9 protein-coding genes, 3 rRNA genes and 1 pseudogene are annotated in these 15,338 nt (G+C 66.4%); 9 read left to right on the top strand and 4 right to left on the bottom strand.

What is annotated here, in order from left to right; translation table 11 throughout:
* Positions 1–97 precede the first annotated feature (97 nt).
* Positions 98–868, bottom strand: coding sequence for a TetR/AcrR family transcriptional regulator (locus tag ACPU2J_RS16110; RefSeq protein ID WP_361590256.1), 771 nt, complete (start codon positions 866–868; stop codon positions 98–100).
* 343 nt (positions 869–1,211) lie between these two features.
* Between ACPU2J_RS16110 and ACPU2J_RS16105 the strand changes: the two genes are divergently transcribed.
* Together ACPU2J_RS16105 and ACPU2J_RS16100 are read left to right on the top strand one after the other, a co-directional pair.
* Positions 1,212–2,642: an NAD(P)/FAD-dependent oxidoreductase gene (locus ACPU2J_RS16105; protein WP_361590259.1), complete on the top strand. Its 1,431-nt coding sequence runs from the start codon at positions 1,212–1,214 to the stop codon at positions 2,640–2,642.
* Between the two features lie 135 nt (positions 2,643–2,777).
* Positions 2,778–4,601 carry an ATP-binding SpoIIE family protein phosphatase gene (locus ACPU2J_RS16100; RefSeq protein ID WP_420082404.1) on the top strand — a complete coding sequence of 608 codons (1,824 nt, stop codon included), beginning with the start codon at positions 2,778–2,780 and terminating at the stop codon, positions 4,599–4,601.
* 69 nt (positions 4,602–4,670) lie between these two features.
* On the opposite strand, the gene ACPU2J_RS16095 is transcribed toward ACPU2J_RS16100, so the two are convergent.
* A complete protein-coding gene (locus ACPU2J_RS16095) occupies positions 4,671–6,011 on the bottom strand; it encodes an MFS transporter (protein WP_423833490.1) in 1,341 nt (446 codons plus the stop codon).
* 111 nt (positions 6,012–6,122) lie between these two features.
* Here ACPU2J_RS16095 and ACPU2J_RS16090 point away from each other — a divergent pair, with 111 nt between their 5' ends.
* The 7 genes from ACPU2J_RS16090 to ACPU2J_RS16060 all read left to right on the top strand — a co-directional run bounded on the left by ACPU2J_RS16090 (position 6,123) and on the right by ACPU2J_RS16060 (position 13,508).
* Positions 6,123–6,659: a MarR family winged helix-turn-helix transcriptional regulator gene (locus tag ACPU2J_RS16090; protein ID WP_361590265.1), complete on the top strand. Its 537-nt coding sequence runs from the start codon at positions 6,123–6,125 to the stop codon at positions 6,657–6,659.
* A 576-nt stretch (positions 6,660–7,235) separates the two neighbouring features.
* A 16S ribosomal RNA gene (locus tag ACPU2J_RS16085) occupies positions 7,236–8,759 on the top strand.
* Between the two features lie 283 nt (positions 8,760–9,042).
* Positions 9,043–12,165: ribosomal RNA gene (locus tag ACPU2J_RS16080) — 23S ribosomal RNA — on the top strand.
* Between the two features lie 76 nt (positions 12,166–12,241).
* Positions 12,242–12,358, top strand: a 5S ribosomal RNA gene (gene rrf / locus ACPU2J_RS16075).
* The 16S, 23S and 5S rRNA genes sit together here, the layout of an rRNA operon.
* Before the next feature lie 106 nt (positions 12,359–12,464).
* Positions 12,465–12,824, top strand: a complete 360-nt coding sequence (locus ACPU2J_RS16070; RefSeq protein ID WP_420080344.1) for a hypothetical protein — start codon at positions 12,465–12,467, stop codon at positions 12,822–12,824.
* A gap of 17 nt (positions 12,825–12,841) precedes the next feature.
* Complete coding sequence (locus ACPU2J_RS16065) at positions 12,842–13,111, top strand: hypothetical protein (protein ID WP_365083846.1); 270 nt, start codon at positions 12,842–12,844, stop codon at positions 13,109–13,111.
* 91 nt (positions 13,112–13,202) lie between these two features.
* A complete protein-coding gene (locus tag ACPU2J_RS16060; protein ID WP_391349012.1) occupies positions 13,203–13,508 on the top strand; it encodes a hypothetical protein in 306 nt (101 codons plus the stop codon).
* Between the two features lie 380 nt (positions 13,509–13,888).
* Here ACPU2J_RS16060 and ACPU2J_RS16055 read toward each other — a convergent pair whose 3' ends face one another.
* Together ACPU2J_RS16055 and ACPU2J_RS16050 are read right to left on the bottom strand one after the other, a co-directional pair.
* Positions 13,889–14,227 (bottom strand): hypothetical protein, encoded by a 339-nt coding sequence (locus ACPU2J_RS16055; protein WP_423833489.1) that lies wholly within the window; start codon positions 14,225–14,227, stop codon positions 13,889–13,891.
* A gap of 137 nt (positions 14,228–14,364) precedes the next feature.
* Positions 14,365–15,320: pseudogene (locus tag ACPU2J_RS16050) on the bottom strand (IS481 family transposase).
* Positions 15,321–15,338 lie beyond the last annotated feature (18 nt).

Here is a 15,338-nt window from a genome sequence, read left to right as displayed (position 1 = left end):
GCTTTCCGGGCCTTCCACCCGTCCGTGCGAGACGGGCCGGAACACCGTGCCGGTCCGGTGCCGGCCGGCGACGTGGCCGGCACCGGATCGGAGCAGGTCACGCCGTCCGGGACCGCAGCCCCTCCAGCAGGATGTCCAGCAGCCGGGTGGAGGCCGCCGCCTGCTGCGCCGGGTCGGGCAGGGCCGGCGCGGCCGTCGCTATCACCAGCAGCACGTCGGCCACCGTGACGTCGGCGCGCAGCTCACCGGCCTCCCGAGCACGGTGCACCAGCCGGCCGACGACCTCCAGCAGCGCGCCCGCGCCCGCGTCGTCCGAGGGCTCGTCCTCCGCGCCCCGGGCGCCCACGACCCGCAGCCCCGGGGCTGCGGTGTCCTCGGCCGCCTGGCGCTGGTGCGGCACCCGGGCCGCCTCCGTCTCCTCGGCCGCCTCCTCGCCGGTCGAGCCGACCCGCAGCACCTGCGGCGGCAGCAGCCGCCCCGCGCCCGAGGCCACGGAGGTGCGCAGGAAGCGCGACAGCGCCTGCCACGGCTCCTCCTCCTGGCCCAGGGCGGCCTTGGCCTGCTCGGTCAGCCGGGCCGTCTCCTCCTCGGCTATGCGCCGGACCAGCACGTCCTTGCTCGGGAACCGCCGGTACACGGTGCCGACGCCGACCCGTGCGCGACGGGCCACGTCCTCCATCGGAGCGCCGTAGCCCAGCTCGCCGAACACCTCGCGGGCGGCGCGCAGCACGTGCTCCAGGTTGCGCTGGGCGTCGACGCGCAGCGGCGTGGAGCGCCCCACGCCGTGCGTGGTGCTGCCCGCGAGCGCGCGACCGGTGCTCTCGACCGAGAGCGCGGTCGCAGAACCATGGAAATCGGAAATGTTCATATGTATCCCCCGGTAATCATTTGTCTCCCCCCGGAGACACTCCCCGCCTTCACGTCGAGGGGCCCGCGCCACGGTCTCAGGCACGGTCCGGCTGCTCGACGAGTAACGAACATAGTTGAGCCAGACTCAATTCAGAAGGGGCAGCCCCGGACGGACCACCGCCCGATCGGAGCATTCACCCCCACTTTTCCGTTCCGCACCTCCGGAATCGGCCATTCCGGCCGCGCTGACCTGCAAACTTCCGCCACTCGCGGAACCCGTGCGCCACCCCGCCCCGGTACTCACTCCGGTCACACAATCTGTCAGGCCTGTGGACAAACTCCCGGCCACGATGCGTCATGGGATGGTGAAGGCTGCTAACTCCCGGGGCGCGGCCCCCGGTACCCCGCCCCGCACGCGCATCCTGATCGTCGGCGGCGGCTACGTCGGCATGTACACGGCGCTCCGCCTCCAGCGAAAGCTGAGAGCCGACGAGGCCGAGGTCACGGTGGTCACCCCCGAGCCCTACATGACGTACCAGCCCTTCCTCCCGGAAGCCGCCGCGGGCGCCATCTCCCCCCGCCACGTCGTGGTCCCCCTGCGCCGCGTCCTCGGCAAGTGCCGCATCGTCATCGGCCAGGTCCAGGCCGTCGACCACGCCAAGCGCACCGCGACCGTCACCACCCTCGCCACCGCCGACGAGGGCACCGGCCCGATCGCGATGGAGTACGACGAACTCGTCCTCGCCCCCGGCTCCGTCTCCCGCACCCTCCCCGTCCCCGGCCTCGCCGACTACGGCATCGGCTTCAAGACCGTCGAAGAGGCCATCGGCCTGCGCAACCACGTCATCGAGCAGATGGACATCGCGTCCTCCACCCGCGACCCCGCCGTCCGCGACGCCGCCCTCACCTTCGTCTTCGTCGGCGGCGGATTCGCGGGCGTCGAGGCCCTCGGCGAACTCGAGGACATGGCCCGCTACGCGGCGCGGTACTACCACAACATCAAGCCCGAGGACATGAAGTGGGTCCTCGTCGAGGCCAGCGACCGCATCCTCCCCGAGGTCGGCCTCGAAATGGGCGTCTACACCGTCCGCGAACTGCGCAGCCGCAACATCGACGTCCGCCTGGAGACCCGCCTCGACTCCTGCGAGGACCGCGTGGCCGTCCTCAGCGACGGCGCCCGCTTCCCCACCCGCACCATCGTCTGGACCGCCGGCGTCAAACCCCACCCGGTCCTCGCCGCGACCGACCTCCCCAGGAACGAGCGCGGCCGCCTCGTCTGCACCTCCTTCCTCACCGTCGAAGGGGTCGAGCACGCCTGGGCCGCCGGCGACGCCGCGGCCGTCCCCGACATCACCGCCCCCGCCGACGCCGAGGGCCCCCGCCGCGAGTGCGCCCCCAACGCGCAGCACGCCGTCCGCCAGGCCAAGGTCCTCGCCGACAACCTCGTCGCCGCCCTGCGCGGAGAGGTCCTGACCGAGTACGCCCACAAGTACGCGGGCTCCGTCGCCTCCCTCGGCCTCCACAAGGGCGTCGCCCACGTCTACGGACGCAAGCTCAAGCGCTACCCCGCCTGGTTCATGCACCGCGCATACCACCTCAGCCGCGTCCCGAGCTTCAACCGGAAAATGCGCGTACTCGCCGAATGGACCTTGTCCGGCCTCTTCAAGCGCGAGATCGTCTCCCTGGGCTCCCTCGAACACCCCAGGGCAGAATTCGAACTGGCGGCAGGAGGCGGGCCCAAGGCCCCACCCCCGCCCCCCGCCCCCAACCCCCCGAAGGACGACCAGGGCTGACGTTGTCAGTGCGGTCGGCCACACTGGACGTGTGACCATAGGTGGGCTCACCCCTGCACAGAGTGACATCGTCCAGTCCGCGACCGCCCACGAGCGACACAGCGACCACTCGCGACACCACGAGGCTTGAACGCAGTGAACTTCACGCGCTGGAGCGCCCGGTTCCCCGGAACGCAGCGCCGCGCCGCAGCCCGGAACGAACACGCCGCCGCCCAGGCCAAGCGCGGCGAGGGCGCGGTCCCGGCAGCCCGCGGCAGCCGCACCGACCCCGCGGCGGAGCGCTCCACGCCCACCGCCGACGGCCACCCCGCCGACCCCACCGTCACCGGCACGGGAACGGGCACGGGCCCCGGCCGGGGGACCGCCGCCACCGCCCTCACCCAGCCGGGCACCCTCACCACCGTCCCCTCCCTCGACGAGCTCTCCGCCCGCGAGGTCCTCGGCCGGCTCCCGGCCCTGGTCGCCCTCGTCCACGGCCCCGAGCACCGCGTCGCCTACGTCAACGACGCCTACACCGCCGGCTTCGGCGCCCGCACCACCGGCGGCCCCGCCCACGAGGCCCTCCCCGAGCTGGGCGAGCTCGGCCTCCTCCCGCTCCTCGACCAGGTCCAGCGCAGCGGCAAGCCCCGTACCGCCAAGAACCGCACCGCGCCCGGCGGCACCAGCTCCTACACGGTGACCTGCACCCCGGTGGCGTTCCCCGAGCCCGCCACCGCCGACGGCACCGCCGAACCGGCCGCCCCCGCACCCGACGCACCCCACAACGGCATCCTGATCCACCTCGCCGACGTCACCGACCACGCCGAAGCCGTCGAGCGGCTCCGCGCCAGTGAGCGCCGCCAGCGAGAGGCCGCCGTCACCCTCCAGCGCTCCCTCCTCCCGCAGGAACTGGAACAGCCCGACGACCTGCGCGTCGCCGCCACCTACCAGCCCGGCGGCACCGAAGCCGCCGTCGGCGGCGACTGGTACGACGTCATCACCCTCGGCGCCGGACGCACCGCCCTCGTCATCGGCGACGTCATGGGCCGCGGCGTCCGCGCCGCCGCCGTCATGGGCCAGCTGCGCACCGCCGTCCGCGCCTACGCCCGCCTCGACCTGCCCCCGCACGAGGTGCTCCAGCTGCTCGACGGCCTCGCCGCCGAGATCGACGCCAGCCAGATCGCCACCTGCGTCTACGCCGTCCACGACCCGAACGAGGGCCTGCTCGCGTACGCCTCCGCCGGCCACCTCCCGATCCTCGTCCGCGACGAGGACGGCACCGTCCGCAGAGCCGCCGACCCCACCGGCCCGCCGCTGGGCACCGGCGGCTGGCTGCACACCTCGGGCACGATCGCGCTCGGCCCCGGCTCCACGGCCGTCCTCTACACCGACGGCCTCGTCGAGCGCCGCGGCGAGGACATCGACGAGGGCGTCGCCGCCCTCGAGCGGGCCCTCGCCGGCGCCCAGGGCACCCCGGCCGTGATCTGCGACCGCCTGATGCGCGCCCTCGGCGTGGACGCCGACCACGACGACGACGTGGCCGTGATGGTCCTCCAGCAGCCCGCCCGCACCGGATCGGACGCCGAGCTCTTCCACAACGCCGCCCTGGAACTCCTCGGCGGCATCGAGGCCGCCCCGCGCGCCCGCGCCTTCGCCCAGGGGGTCCTCGCCTCCTGGCGCTTCCCGGTGGAGCTCTGCGACCTCGGGGTGCTCGCCGCCAGCGAGCTCGTCGCGAACTCCCTCCAGCACGGCACCCCGCCCATGCGGCTGCGCCTGCGCCGCACCGACCGCCGGCTGATCATCGAGGTCACCGACGGGGACGACCACCTGCCGCGCCGCCGCCGCGCCGAACCGGCCGACGAGACGGGCCGCGGCATCTCGATCATCGCCACCATCGCCTCCTCGTGGGGCTCCCGCCGCACGCCGGGCGGCGGCAAGGCCGTCTGGTGCGAGTTCGCCCTCCCGGACAAGCAGCCGTAGGACACGCGAAGACGCGGGTGGCCCCGGTCCACAAGGGACCGGGGCCACCCGCGTCGTGACCTTCCGGGGCTACGCGTGCACGGGCACGGGCTCCGCGCCGGGGGCCTCGGAGCCGGCCGCCTCGGACCGCTCCGCGACGGCCGTGGCCGGCCCGCCCTGCGCCACGACCCGGCTCGCCAGCGACGGGTTGTCCTGCACCGGGGTCAGCTGACGGCCCAGCCGCAGCGCCAGGCCGGCGATCCCGAGCGACACGAGCACGAACACCGCGATGTAGAGCATCGGCACACCGGCACCGAGCGGCACCCCGAGCGGCCCGAGCGCCAGCGCCATCTGCTTGACCAGCGCGAAGGCGGAGTTGTACTGACCGACCGAGCCCTCGGGAGCCAGGTCCGCGACCAGCGGGGCCAGGGTCGGCGACAGCATCGCCTCGCCGATGCCGAAGAGCGCGTACGTGGTGATGAACGCGGCGGCTGCCATCATCGCGCTGCCGTGGCCGAGCCCCGAGAACCCGGCGATCAGCCACGCGGCGGTCCAGATCAGCCCGACGAGCGCGATCACCCGGGACCGGCGGCGCTTCTCCACCAGCCGCAGCACGACGAACTGCGCGACGACGATCGCACCGGTGTTGGCGGCCAGCGCGAAACCGAGCGTGGACGGGGAGATCCCGGCGGCCTCGGTACCGAAGGCGGCGAGACCCGACTCGAACTGCCCGTAGCAGGCGAAGAACACCACGAAGCCCAGCACGCTCAGCTGCACCATGGCCTTGTGCCGCAGCAGCCGCTTCCAGCCGCTGCCGCCCGTCTGGGACGGGTCCTTGGGCACGGCGCCCTTGATGCTCGGGGCCTGCGGCATCCGGACGGTGGCGATCACGCCCGCCAGCACCAGGAACATCACGGCCTCGATGCCGAAGAGCAGGGTGAAGCTGCCGGGGCGGCTCTCGTCCACGATCTGACCGCCCAGCAGTCCGCCGATGCCGAGGCCCAGGTTCTGCATGAAGAACTGCAGGGCGAAGGCGCGCGTCCGGGTGGACGGGGTGGAGCACCACACGATCATCGTGGCCAGGGCTGGCTGCATGACGGCCTGACCGGCGCCGAGCGCCAGCGCCGACAGCAGGATCGGCACGACTCCGGTGGAGAGCCCGAGCGCGAGGGCACCGGCGGAGGCGGCGACGGCGGCGCCGATGACCACGGGCACGGGACCGCGCCGGTCGATGACCCGTCCGGTGAAGGGGAGTGCGACGAGGGCACCCAGGGCGAAGGCCACGAAGGCGCTCGTGGCCGCCATGGAGCCCAGTTCTCGCACCTGCGCCACGTAGATGTAGAGGAACGGAACCGTGAAGCCGATGCCGAACGCCGTCAGCGCGTTCCCGGCCTGGATCCGCCGCATCGCGGCGCCCATCACCTTGGTCACTTCTCACCTGCCAGATAACTGAAGCCTGAAGACTTCATGCCTAAAGTTCGATGCTTAACTCTACACATCGAAGGAGTTAGATGCCAACGTGCCCGTGCGATACTTCGGTCCATGGGTGACACCGCCGACGGCACGACGTCCGTCCCCGAGCCGAGCCTCGACGAACAGATCGCCGTCTACCAGCGCGAGTTCCAAGACCTGGACCCCCAGGTCGAGAAGGTCGTATCGGCCCTGAGCCGGTTGAACCGCCGCATGAACGTCGCGTACGGGCGTCAGACCGCGGCCCTGGGCATCAGCAACGCAGAGTGGGAGGTCCTCAAGGCCCTCGTCATCTCCGGCGCCCCGTACCGGATGGGACCGAGCGAGCTGGCGAAGCAGCTGGGCCTCACGCCGGCGGCGATGACCCACCGGATCGACCGCATGACGGCGGAGGGTCTGGTGACCCGGGAGCGCGACGAGTCCAACCGCGTGCGCGTGATCGTGGAGCTCACGGACGAGGGCCGCAGCAAGTGGCTCGACGCGATGCGCGCTGCCACGGTCTTCGAGGAGGAGCTCCTCCAGGACCTCTCCACGGCGGAGCGCGGCGTCCTGGGCGAGATGCTCACGCGCCTGCTGGACCGCGTGGAAGACCTCCAGTCACCCAGCTGACCAAGAGGGTTGACACATCCCCCACGGGTCCGTAAGGTTCTTCGAGTTGCCCCGGAGCCGGAAGGTTTCGGCGACGACACATCCCGCCGCCTCGTTGCGGCACCCAACTCTGCACGATCTCCCACCGGGAACGATTTCGGCATGCCCGAATTCATTTCCGAAACGCCGATTATGAATCGCCGGGGAAATCCACTAGAGTTTGGGGAGTCGGAAGGGCCCAACAGCCCGGAAGGCAAGCCCCGCTGACTGGGGGTCAGGCCCGAAAGAGTCTGATAGAGTCGGAAACGCAAGAACACAGCAGGACAACAGAACGAAAGCCCGGAGGAAAGCCCGAGAGGGTGAGTACGAAGGAAGCGTCCGTTCCTTGAGAACTCAACAGCGTGCCAAAAATCAACGCCAAAAGTTGATACCCCGTCCACTTCGGTGGATGAGGTTCCTTTGAAAAAGACCTGTGAGGTCGCCTTCGGGTGATGCTTGCAGGCAACCAAACACAGCGAGGACGCAGTGGTACGTCGGTCATATTCCGACATGACGTGCCCGCTCAACGTGATGTGTGGACCCGATTACGGGTAAACATTCATGGAGAGTTTGATCCTGGCTCAGGACGAACGCTGGCGGCGTGCTTAACACATGCAAGTCGAACGATGAAGCCCTTCGGGGTGGATTAGTGGCGAACGGGTGAGTAACACGTGGGCAATCTGCCCTTCACTCTGGGACAAGCCCTGGAAACGGGGTCTAATACCGGATACCACTCCTGTCCGCATGGGCAGGGGTTGAAAGCTCCGGCGGTGAAGGATGAGCCCGCGGCCTATCAGCTTGTTGGTGGGGTAACGGCCCACCAAGGCGACGACGGGTAGCCGGCCTGAGAGGGCGACCGGCCACACTGGGACTGAGACACGGCCCAGACTCCTACGGGAGGCAGCAGTGGGGAATATTGCACAATGGGCGAAAGCCTGATGCAGCGACGCCGCGTGAGGGATGACGGCCTTCGGGTTGTAAACCTCTTTCAGCAGGGAAGAAGCGAAAGTGACGGTACCTGCAGAAGAAGCGCCGGCTAACTACGTGCCAGCAGCCGCGGTAATACGTAGGGCGCAAGCGTTGTCCGGAATTATTGGGCGTAAAGAGCTCGTAGGCGGCTTGTCACGTCGGATGTGAAAGCCCGAGGCTTAACCTCGGGTCTGCATTCGATACGGGCTAGCTAGAGTGTGGTAGGGGAGATCGGAATTCCTGGTGTAGCGGTGAAATGCGCAGATATCAGGAGGAACACCGGTGGCGAAGGCGGATCTCTGGGCCATTACTGACGCTGAGGAGCGAAAGCGTGGGGAGCGAACAGGATTAGATACCCTGGTAGTCCACGCCGTAAACGTTGGGAACTAGGTGTTGGCGACATTCCACGTCGTCGGTGCCGCAGCTAACGCATTAAGTTCCCCGCCTGGGGAGTACGGCCGCAAGGCTAAAACTCAAAGGAATTGACGGGGGCCCGCACAAGCGGCGGAGCATGTGGCTTAATTCGACGCAACGCGAAGAACCTTACCAAGGCTTGACATATACCGGAAAGCATTAGAGATAGTGCCCCCCTTGTGGTCGGTATACAGGTGGTGCATGGCTGTCGTCAGCTCGTGTCGTGAGATGTTGGGTTAAGTCCCGCAACGAGCGCAACCCTTGTCCTGTGTTGCCAGCATGCCCTTCGGGGTGATGGGGACTCACAGGAGACCGCCGGGGTCAACTCGGAGGAAGGTGGGGACGACGTCAAGTCATCATGCCCCTTATGTCTTGGGCTGCACACGTGCTACAATGGCCGGTACAATGAGCTGCGATACCGTGAGGTGGAGCGAATCTCAAAAAGCCGGTCTCAGTTCGGATTGGGGTCTGCAACTCGACCCCATGAAGTCGGAGTCGCTAGTAATCGCAGATCAGCATTGCTGCGGTGAATACGTTCCCGGGCCTTGTACACACCGCCCGTCACGTCACGAAAGTCGGTAACACCCGAAGCCGGTGGCCCAACCCTTGTGGAGGGAGCTGTCGAAGGTGGGACTGGCGATTGGGACGAAGTCGTAACAAGGTAGCCGTACCGGAAGGTGCGGCTGGATCACCTCCTTTCTAAGGAGCACAGTACCGATTGCAGACAAACGTTCTGCACGGTCAGCTCATGGGTGGAACGTTGATTAGTTGGCACGGTTTCTGACACTTCCTGCAAGTACTGCTTCGGCGTGGAACGCAGCGAGAGTCGACGGAATCGTGCTTGGCACGTTGTTGGGTCCTGAAGGTACGGCCGTATGGCTGTTCTTCAGTGCCGGCCCCAGTGAACTTGGGCTCTTCGGAGCGCAGGGTGATGGGTGGCTGGTCGTTGTTTGAGAACTACACAGTGGACGCGAGCATCTGTGGCCAAGTTTTTAAGGGCGCACGGTGGATGCCTTGGCACCAGGAACCGATGAAGGACGTGAGAGGCCGCGATAGGCCCCGGGGAGCTGCCAACTGAGCTTTGATCCGGGGGTGTCCGAATGGGGAAACCCGGCAGTCGTCATGGGCTGTCACCCACTGCTGAACACATAGGCAGTGTGGAGGGAACGAGGGGAAGTGAAACATCTCAGTACCCTCAGGAAGAGAAAACAACCGTGATTCCGGGAGTAGTGGCGAGCGAAACCGGATGAGGCCAAACCGTATGCGTGTGATACCCGGCAGGGGTTGCGCATGCGGGGTTGTGGGAATGAGCTTCAGTCGTCTGCCGGCGGCTGGGCGAGTCAGAAACCGTTGATGTAGTCGAAGGACATGCGAAAGGTCCGGCGTAGAGGGTAAGACCCCCGTAGACGAAACATCAGCGGCTTGCTTGCTCATCTCCCAAGTAGCACGGGGCCCGAGAAATCCCGTGTGAATCTGGCGGGACCACCCGCTAAGCCTAAATATTCCCTGGTGACCGATAGCGGATAGTACCGTGAGGGAATGGTGAAAAGTACCGCGGGAGCGGAGTGAAATAGTACCTGAAACCGTGTGCCTACAAGCCGTGGGAGCGTCGCTCATTGGGTTTACCCAATGGGTCGTGACTGCGTGCCTTTTGAAGAATGAGCCTGCGAGTTAGCGGTGTGTAGCGAGGTTAACCCGTGTGGGGAAGCCGTAGCGAAAGCGAGTCCGAACAGGGCGATTGAGTTGCACGCTCTAGACCCGAAGCGGAGTGATCTAGCCATGGGCAGGTTGAAGCGGAGGTAAGACTTCGTGGAGGACCGAACCCACCAGGGTTGAAAACCTGGGGGATGACCTGTGGTTAGGGGTGAAAGGCCAATCAAACTCCGTGATAGCTGGTTCTCCCCGAAATGCATTTAGGTGCAGCGTCGTGTGTTTCTTGCCGGAGGTAGAGCACTGGATAGGCGATGGGCCCTACCGGGTTACTGACCTTAGCCAAACTCCGAATGCCGGTAAGTGAGAGCACGGCAGTGAGACTGTGGGGGATAAGCTCCATGGTCGAGAGGGAAACAGCCCAGAGCATCGACTAAGGCCCCTAAGCGTACGCTAAGTGGGAAAGGATGTGGAGTCGCAGAGACAACCAGGAGGTTGGCTTAGAAGCAGCCACCCTTGAAAGAGTGCGTAATAGCTCACTGGTCAAGTGATTCCGCGCCGACAATGTAGCGGGGCTCAAGCGTACCGCCGAAGTCGTGTCATTGCAGCAATACTCCCAACGGAGGCTGTGATGGGTAGGGGAGCGTCGTGTGCCGGGTGAAGCAGCAGCGGAAGCTAGTTGTGGACGGTTCACGAGTGAGAATGCAGGCATGAGTAGCGATACACACGTGAGAAACGTGTGCGCCGATTGACTAAGGGTTCCTGGGTCAAGCTGATCTGCCCAGGGTAAGTCGGGACCTAAGGCGAGGCCGACAGGCGTAGTCGATGGACAACCGGTTGATATTCCGGTACCCGCTTTGAAACGCCCAATATCGAATCAGGCGATGCTAAGTCCGTGAAGCCGTTCCGGACCCTTCGGGGAAAGGAAAGTGGTGGAGCCGACGAACCAGACTTGTAGTAGGTAAGCGATGGGGTGACGCAGGAAGGTAGTCCAGCCCGGGCGGTGGTTGTCCCGGGGTAAGGGTGTAGGCCGAGGGGTAGGCAAATCCGTCCCTCATTAAGGCTGAGACCTGATGCCGAGCCGATTGTGGTGAAGTGGATGATCCTATGCTGTCGAGAAAAGCCTCTAGCGAGTTTCATGGCGGCCCGTACCCTAAACCGACTCAGGTGGTCAGGTAGAGAATACCGAGGCGTTCGGGTGAACTATGGTTAAGGAACTCGGCAAAATGCCCCCGTAACTTCGGGAGAAGGGGGGCCATCACTGGTGATCGGACTTGCTCCGTGAGCTGGGGGTGGCCGCAGAGACCAGCGAGAAGCGACTGTTTACTAAAAACACAGGTCCGTGCGAAGCCGTAAGGCGATGTATACGGACTGACGCCTGCCCGGTGCTGGAACGTTAAGGGGACCGGTTAGTGACCTTTCGGGGTTGCGAAGCTGAGAACTTAAGCGCCAGTAAACGGCGGTGGTAACTATAACCATCCTAAGGTAGCGAAATTCCTTGTCGGGTAAGTTCCGACCTGCACGAATGGCGTAACGACTTCTCGACTGTCTCAACCATAGGCCCGGTGAAATTGCACTACGAGTAAAGATGCTCGTTTCGCGCAGCAGGACGGAAAGACCCCGGGACCTTTACTACAGTTTGATATTGGTGTTCGGTTCGGCTTGTGTAGGATAGGTGGGAGACTTTGAAGCAGCCACGCCAGTGGTTGTGGAGTCGCCGTTGAAATACCACTCTGGTCGTGCTGGATGTCTAACCTCGGTCCGTGATCCGGATCAGGGACAGTGTCTGATGGGTAGTTTAACTGGGGCGGTTGCCTCCCAAAGGGTAACGGAGGCGCCCAAAGGTTCCCTCAGCCTGGTTGGCAATCAGGTGTTGAGTGTAAGTGCACAAGGGAGCTTGACTGTGAGACCGACGGGTCGAGCAGGGACGAAAGTCGGGACTAGTGATCCGGCGGTGGCTTGTGGAAGCGCCGTCGCTCAACGGATAAAAGGTACCCCGGGGATAACAGGCTGATCTTCCCCAAGAGTCCATATCGACGGGATGGTTTGGCACCTCGATGTCGGCTCGTCGCATCCTGGGGCTGGAGTCGGTCCCAAGGGTTGGGCTGTTCGCCCATTAAAGCGGTACGCGAGCTGGGTTTAGAACGTCGTGAGACAGTTCGGTCCCTATCCGCTGTGCGCGTAGGAATATTGAGAAGGGCTGTCCCTAGTACGAGAGGACCGGGACGGACGAACCTCTGGTGTGCCAGTTGTCCTGCCAAGGGCATGGCTGGTTGGCTACGTTCGGGAGGGATAACCGCTGAAAGCATCTAAGCGGGAAGCCTGCTTCAAGATGAGTATTCCCACCTCCTTGAGAGGGTAAGGCTCCCAGTAGACGACTGGGTTGATAGGCCAGATGTGGAAGCCCGGTAACGGGTGAAGCTGACTGGTACTAATAGGCCGAGGGCTTGTCCTCAGTTGCTCGCGTCCACTGTGTTAGTTCTGAAATAACGAACGGCTGTGAAAACACCAGCGTTCAAATTTCATAGTGTTTCGGTGGTCATAGCGTTAGGGAAACGCCCGGTTACATTCCGAACCCGGAAGCTAAGCCTTTCAGCGCCGATGGTACTGCAGGGGGGACCCTGTGGGAGAGTAGGACGCCGCCGAACAATCATTGTGGGAAAGCCCCGCACCTTCTGGTGCGGGGCTTTTCTGCGTTCCGGGGCAGGTTTCGGCGCTCGGCTGGGTATCCTGGGCCGCGTTCCACTGGAGGACATGATGACAGCACAGCAGTTGGAAGACGGCGGGCCGCTCATCCCTCAGCCGGCGATGACGCGGGAAGCCCTGCGGGACGCCGTGCGCCGGATCGACATGGCCAGCCTGGCCCTGCTCGACAAGGAGTGCAACGAGGCCTTCGACCGTGCCGCCGAGACCGGGGCCATCAACCCCCTGCGCTTCTTCCTGATCAAGTGGGCCACCCACGTGGCCATCCACCGGTGGCCGGCCCGATCGGCGGCGCTGCACGAAGCAGAACGCATCGCCGGAGACCCGGGTGCCACGGAGGAGCAGTTCCGCGCCGCCATGGAGACGAGCAGCCGCATCCTCGCCGAGGCCCAGCGCGAGATCGGTCAGTGACCCCTCGGGGCGAAGGCGTGGAGAACGACAGCGGCTGGGCCTGGGAATGCGACCCCGGCCGGCTGTGGGTCCTCGGGGACATGCCGAACGCCGAGCAGGAGTTGGTGGCGGCCGTCATGGACGGCCTGGTCGACCTGGCGGCCATGGCCATCGACCCGAAGGACGGCAGCCTCTACGAGGACCCGCACCCGATGCGGTTGCGTACGTACGAGGACGAGCACCTGATGGTCTGGTACCAGACCATCCCCCACCGGAGCCGGGTCTACCTCAAGCGCGTCAACCTCTGACGTCGGCCCCACCGCGGTGTGCACCGTGCCTTGTCCGGCGGCCGGCAGCCGACGGCTTGTTCCACAGCGGCGGGGAGGTGAGCATGCGGTCATGAGAACCGAAGTGCAGACGTTCGTTGCCGACGGACCGCTCCCCGACTGGGACGGGACCGAGGAGGAGATCGACCGTCGCGAACGCCAGCTGAGGGCCATCTCCCGCCCTGTCACCCGGGAGGAGGCCGCCGCCCTGGCCACCTGCTTCGGCCCCGATGACTGCTACGGGGTGGCCTGGGTGCTCGTGCACCTGATCGAGACGGCTCCTGGCCCGGTGCCACCGCCGGCGGACCCGGCTCCGGGCGACGGAGACTGGTCCGAGGTACTGCAGGTGCGCTGGGGACGTGAGACCCCTACTGCCTGACGGGGTTCCACCCCACCACGGGCCTCGGGTGGTGCGCCGGCTCCGAACGGGCAGTCCACCGTGGGTGGTTGGGAGGACGGCTACCTGCGGTTCGTGGCGTCGGCGGCAGTAGGTGCTGTCCACCAGGTGACGATGCGGGCGGCCACCTCCTCAGGGGGTGGGACTCGAGCTCGTGCCGGAGGAAGTCAGCGATCTCCGGCTGGCCGGCGCCTTCGTGGAGCATGCGGAACAGGGGGCCGATCAGGCAGTCGTACTCGTCCTGGACGTCATCGGCGACACCGATGGGGTCCCACGCGTTGAGCAGCCGGCGCAGGTCCTTCTGGGCGGACGTGTTCCAAGAGCGCATGACCCCAGGGTGCCACCGCTCAGAACCCGGCCGTTCATTCATGCGTCGGCGGTGGGTGGCGCAGCTCGGGTGTCCGGGTGTCCGGAGCCGGAGTGATCCGAGCGGTCCACGACCAGGGCTCCTCGGGCACGTCCCAGCTCACCTCGACGTCGATGTCGTGGAAGTCGCGCGCGAGTCGGGTCACCATCCGGGCGGCTGCGGCCCGAGCGGCCTGGGGATCGGTGTGGACGGGTACGTCCAGGCGCCCGCAGAGCATGCCGCCCTCCATGGTGAGGATGCCGGTGCGCCAGCCGTCCGGCGTCGCCAGCAGGACGATCCCCTTCGGGACACCCCAGACGGGGCGCCGCCCCTTCTCCTTCTTCCGTCGCACCATGTGGCCTCCCATACGGTCGGGATCCGCGCGCCGAGCTGTGGTGGCGCTTCAGCCGAGGTGTGCGGGTCGGGTGGGTGGACGGGGTACGCCGGACGAGCCCGGGCTCCCGCCGGCACCGGGGGGACGAACGGCACGTCCTAGCTGTATTGCCCTGTGAGGTTGGGGACGCAGCTGGCGGGTGGTTTGCCTGCGAGCGCGGTGTGGCCGCGGTGGTGATTGTAGGTATGGAGCCACTGCGGGAAGGCATCGCGTCGTTCCTGCTCTGACCGGTAGGGCCTCGCGTAAGCCCATTGCTCCAGCAGGGGTGCGGTTGAGGCGTTCGGCCTTGCCGTTGGTCTGGGGCCGGTAGGGCCGGGTTCGCTTGTGGGTGATCCCGGCCTCCGCCAGGACATCGCGCCAGGCGTGAGGCTTGTAGCCAGGCGCCGTTGTCGGTCAGGACCCGTTCCACGGTGATCCCGGCGCTGGTGAAGAACGTCTGAGCCCGGGTCCAGAAGGCGGTCGCGGTCTCCTTCTTCTCGTCGGCCAGGATCTCGCTGTAGGCGAGGCGGGAGTGGTCGTCGACAGCGGTGTGGATGTAGCTGTAGCCCAGGCGGGGCCGCTTCTTGCGGCCGGCCTGTCGGCCGAGTGTCTTGTGGCCGCCGCGGTCGGGGATGTTGCCCAGCTTCTTGATGTCCACGTGAACCAGTTCGCCCGGGCGGTCGCGTTCGTAGCGGCGTATGACCCGGCCGGTGGCCCGGTCCAGATGGGAGAGCCGGGCCAGTCCGAAGCGGGTCAGGACCCGGTGCACGGTCGAGGGCACCAGGCGAAGCAGGTGGGCGATGCGGGCCGGCCCCCACCGGCGGGCGAGGCGGACCTTGAGGATCCGGCGCTCGGTGCGGGTCGGAGTCCGGCGTGGGCTGTGATGCGGGCGCGAGGACCTGTCGCGCATGCCCGCCTCGCCGTGATCGCGGTAGCGGTCGGCCCACCGCTGGGCCGTGGTCGGTGAAACGTGGAAGCGGTCGGCTGCCCGTCGAAGCGGCCAGCCCTCCACGACCACACAGCGGGCGTGGCGCAGACGACCGGTCTCGGTCAGAGGTGCATTACGGTGGGACACGAGGGCCTTTCGGTCGGT

The organism is Streptomyces manipurensis (assembly GCF_049570255.1).
GTDB lineage: Bacteria > Actinomycetota > Actinomycetes > Streptomycetales > Streptomycetaceae > Streptomyces > Streptomyces manipurensis.
Note: the sequence above shows the minus strand (reverse complement) of the source record. Positions and strands in the feature narration are given on the sequence as shown.

Coding starts and splice junctions, on each gene's coding strand:
- ACPU2J_RS16055 (WP_423833489.1), bottom strand. CDS start 14,227: ATGGTGCGACGGAAGAAGGAGAAGGGGCGGCGCCCCGTCTGGGGTGTC.
- ACPU2J_RS16070 (WP_420080344.1), top strand. CDS start 12,465: ATGATGACAGCACAGCAGTTGGAAGACGGCGGGCCGCTCATCCCTCAG.
- ACPU2J_RS16110 (WP_361590256.1), bottom strand. CDS start 868: ATGAACATTTCCGATTTCCATGGTTCTGCGACCGCGCTCTCGGTCGAG.
- ACPU2J_RS16060 (WP_391349012.1), top strand. CDS start 13,203: ATGAGAACCGAAGTGCAGACGTTCGTTGCCGACGGACCGCTCCCCGAC.
- ACPU2J_RS16105 (WP_361590259.1), top strand. CDS start 1,212: ATGGTGAAGGCTGCTAACTCCCGGGGCGCGGCCCCCGGTACCCCGCCC.
- ACPU2J_RS16090 (WP_361590265.1), top strand. CDS start 6,123: ATGGGTGACACCGCCGACGGCACGACGTCCGTCCCCGAGCCGAGCCTC.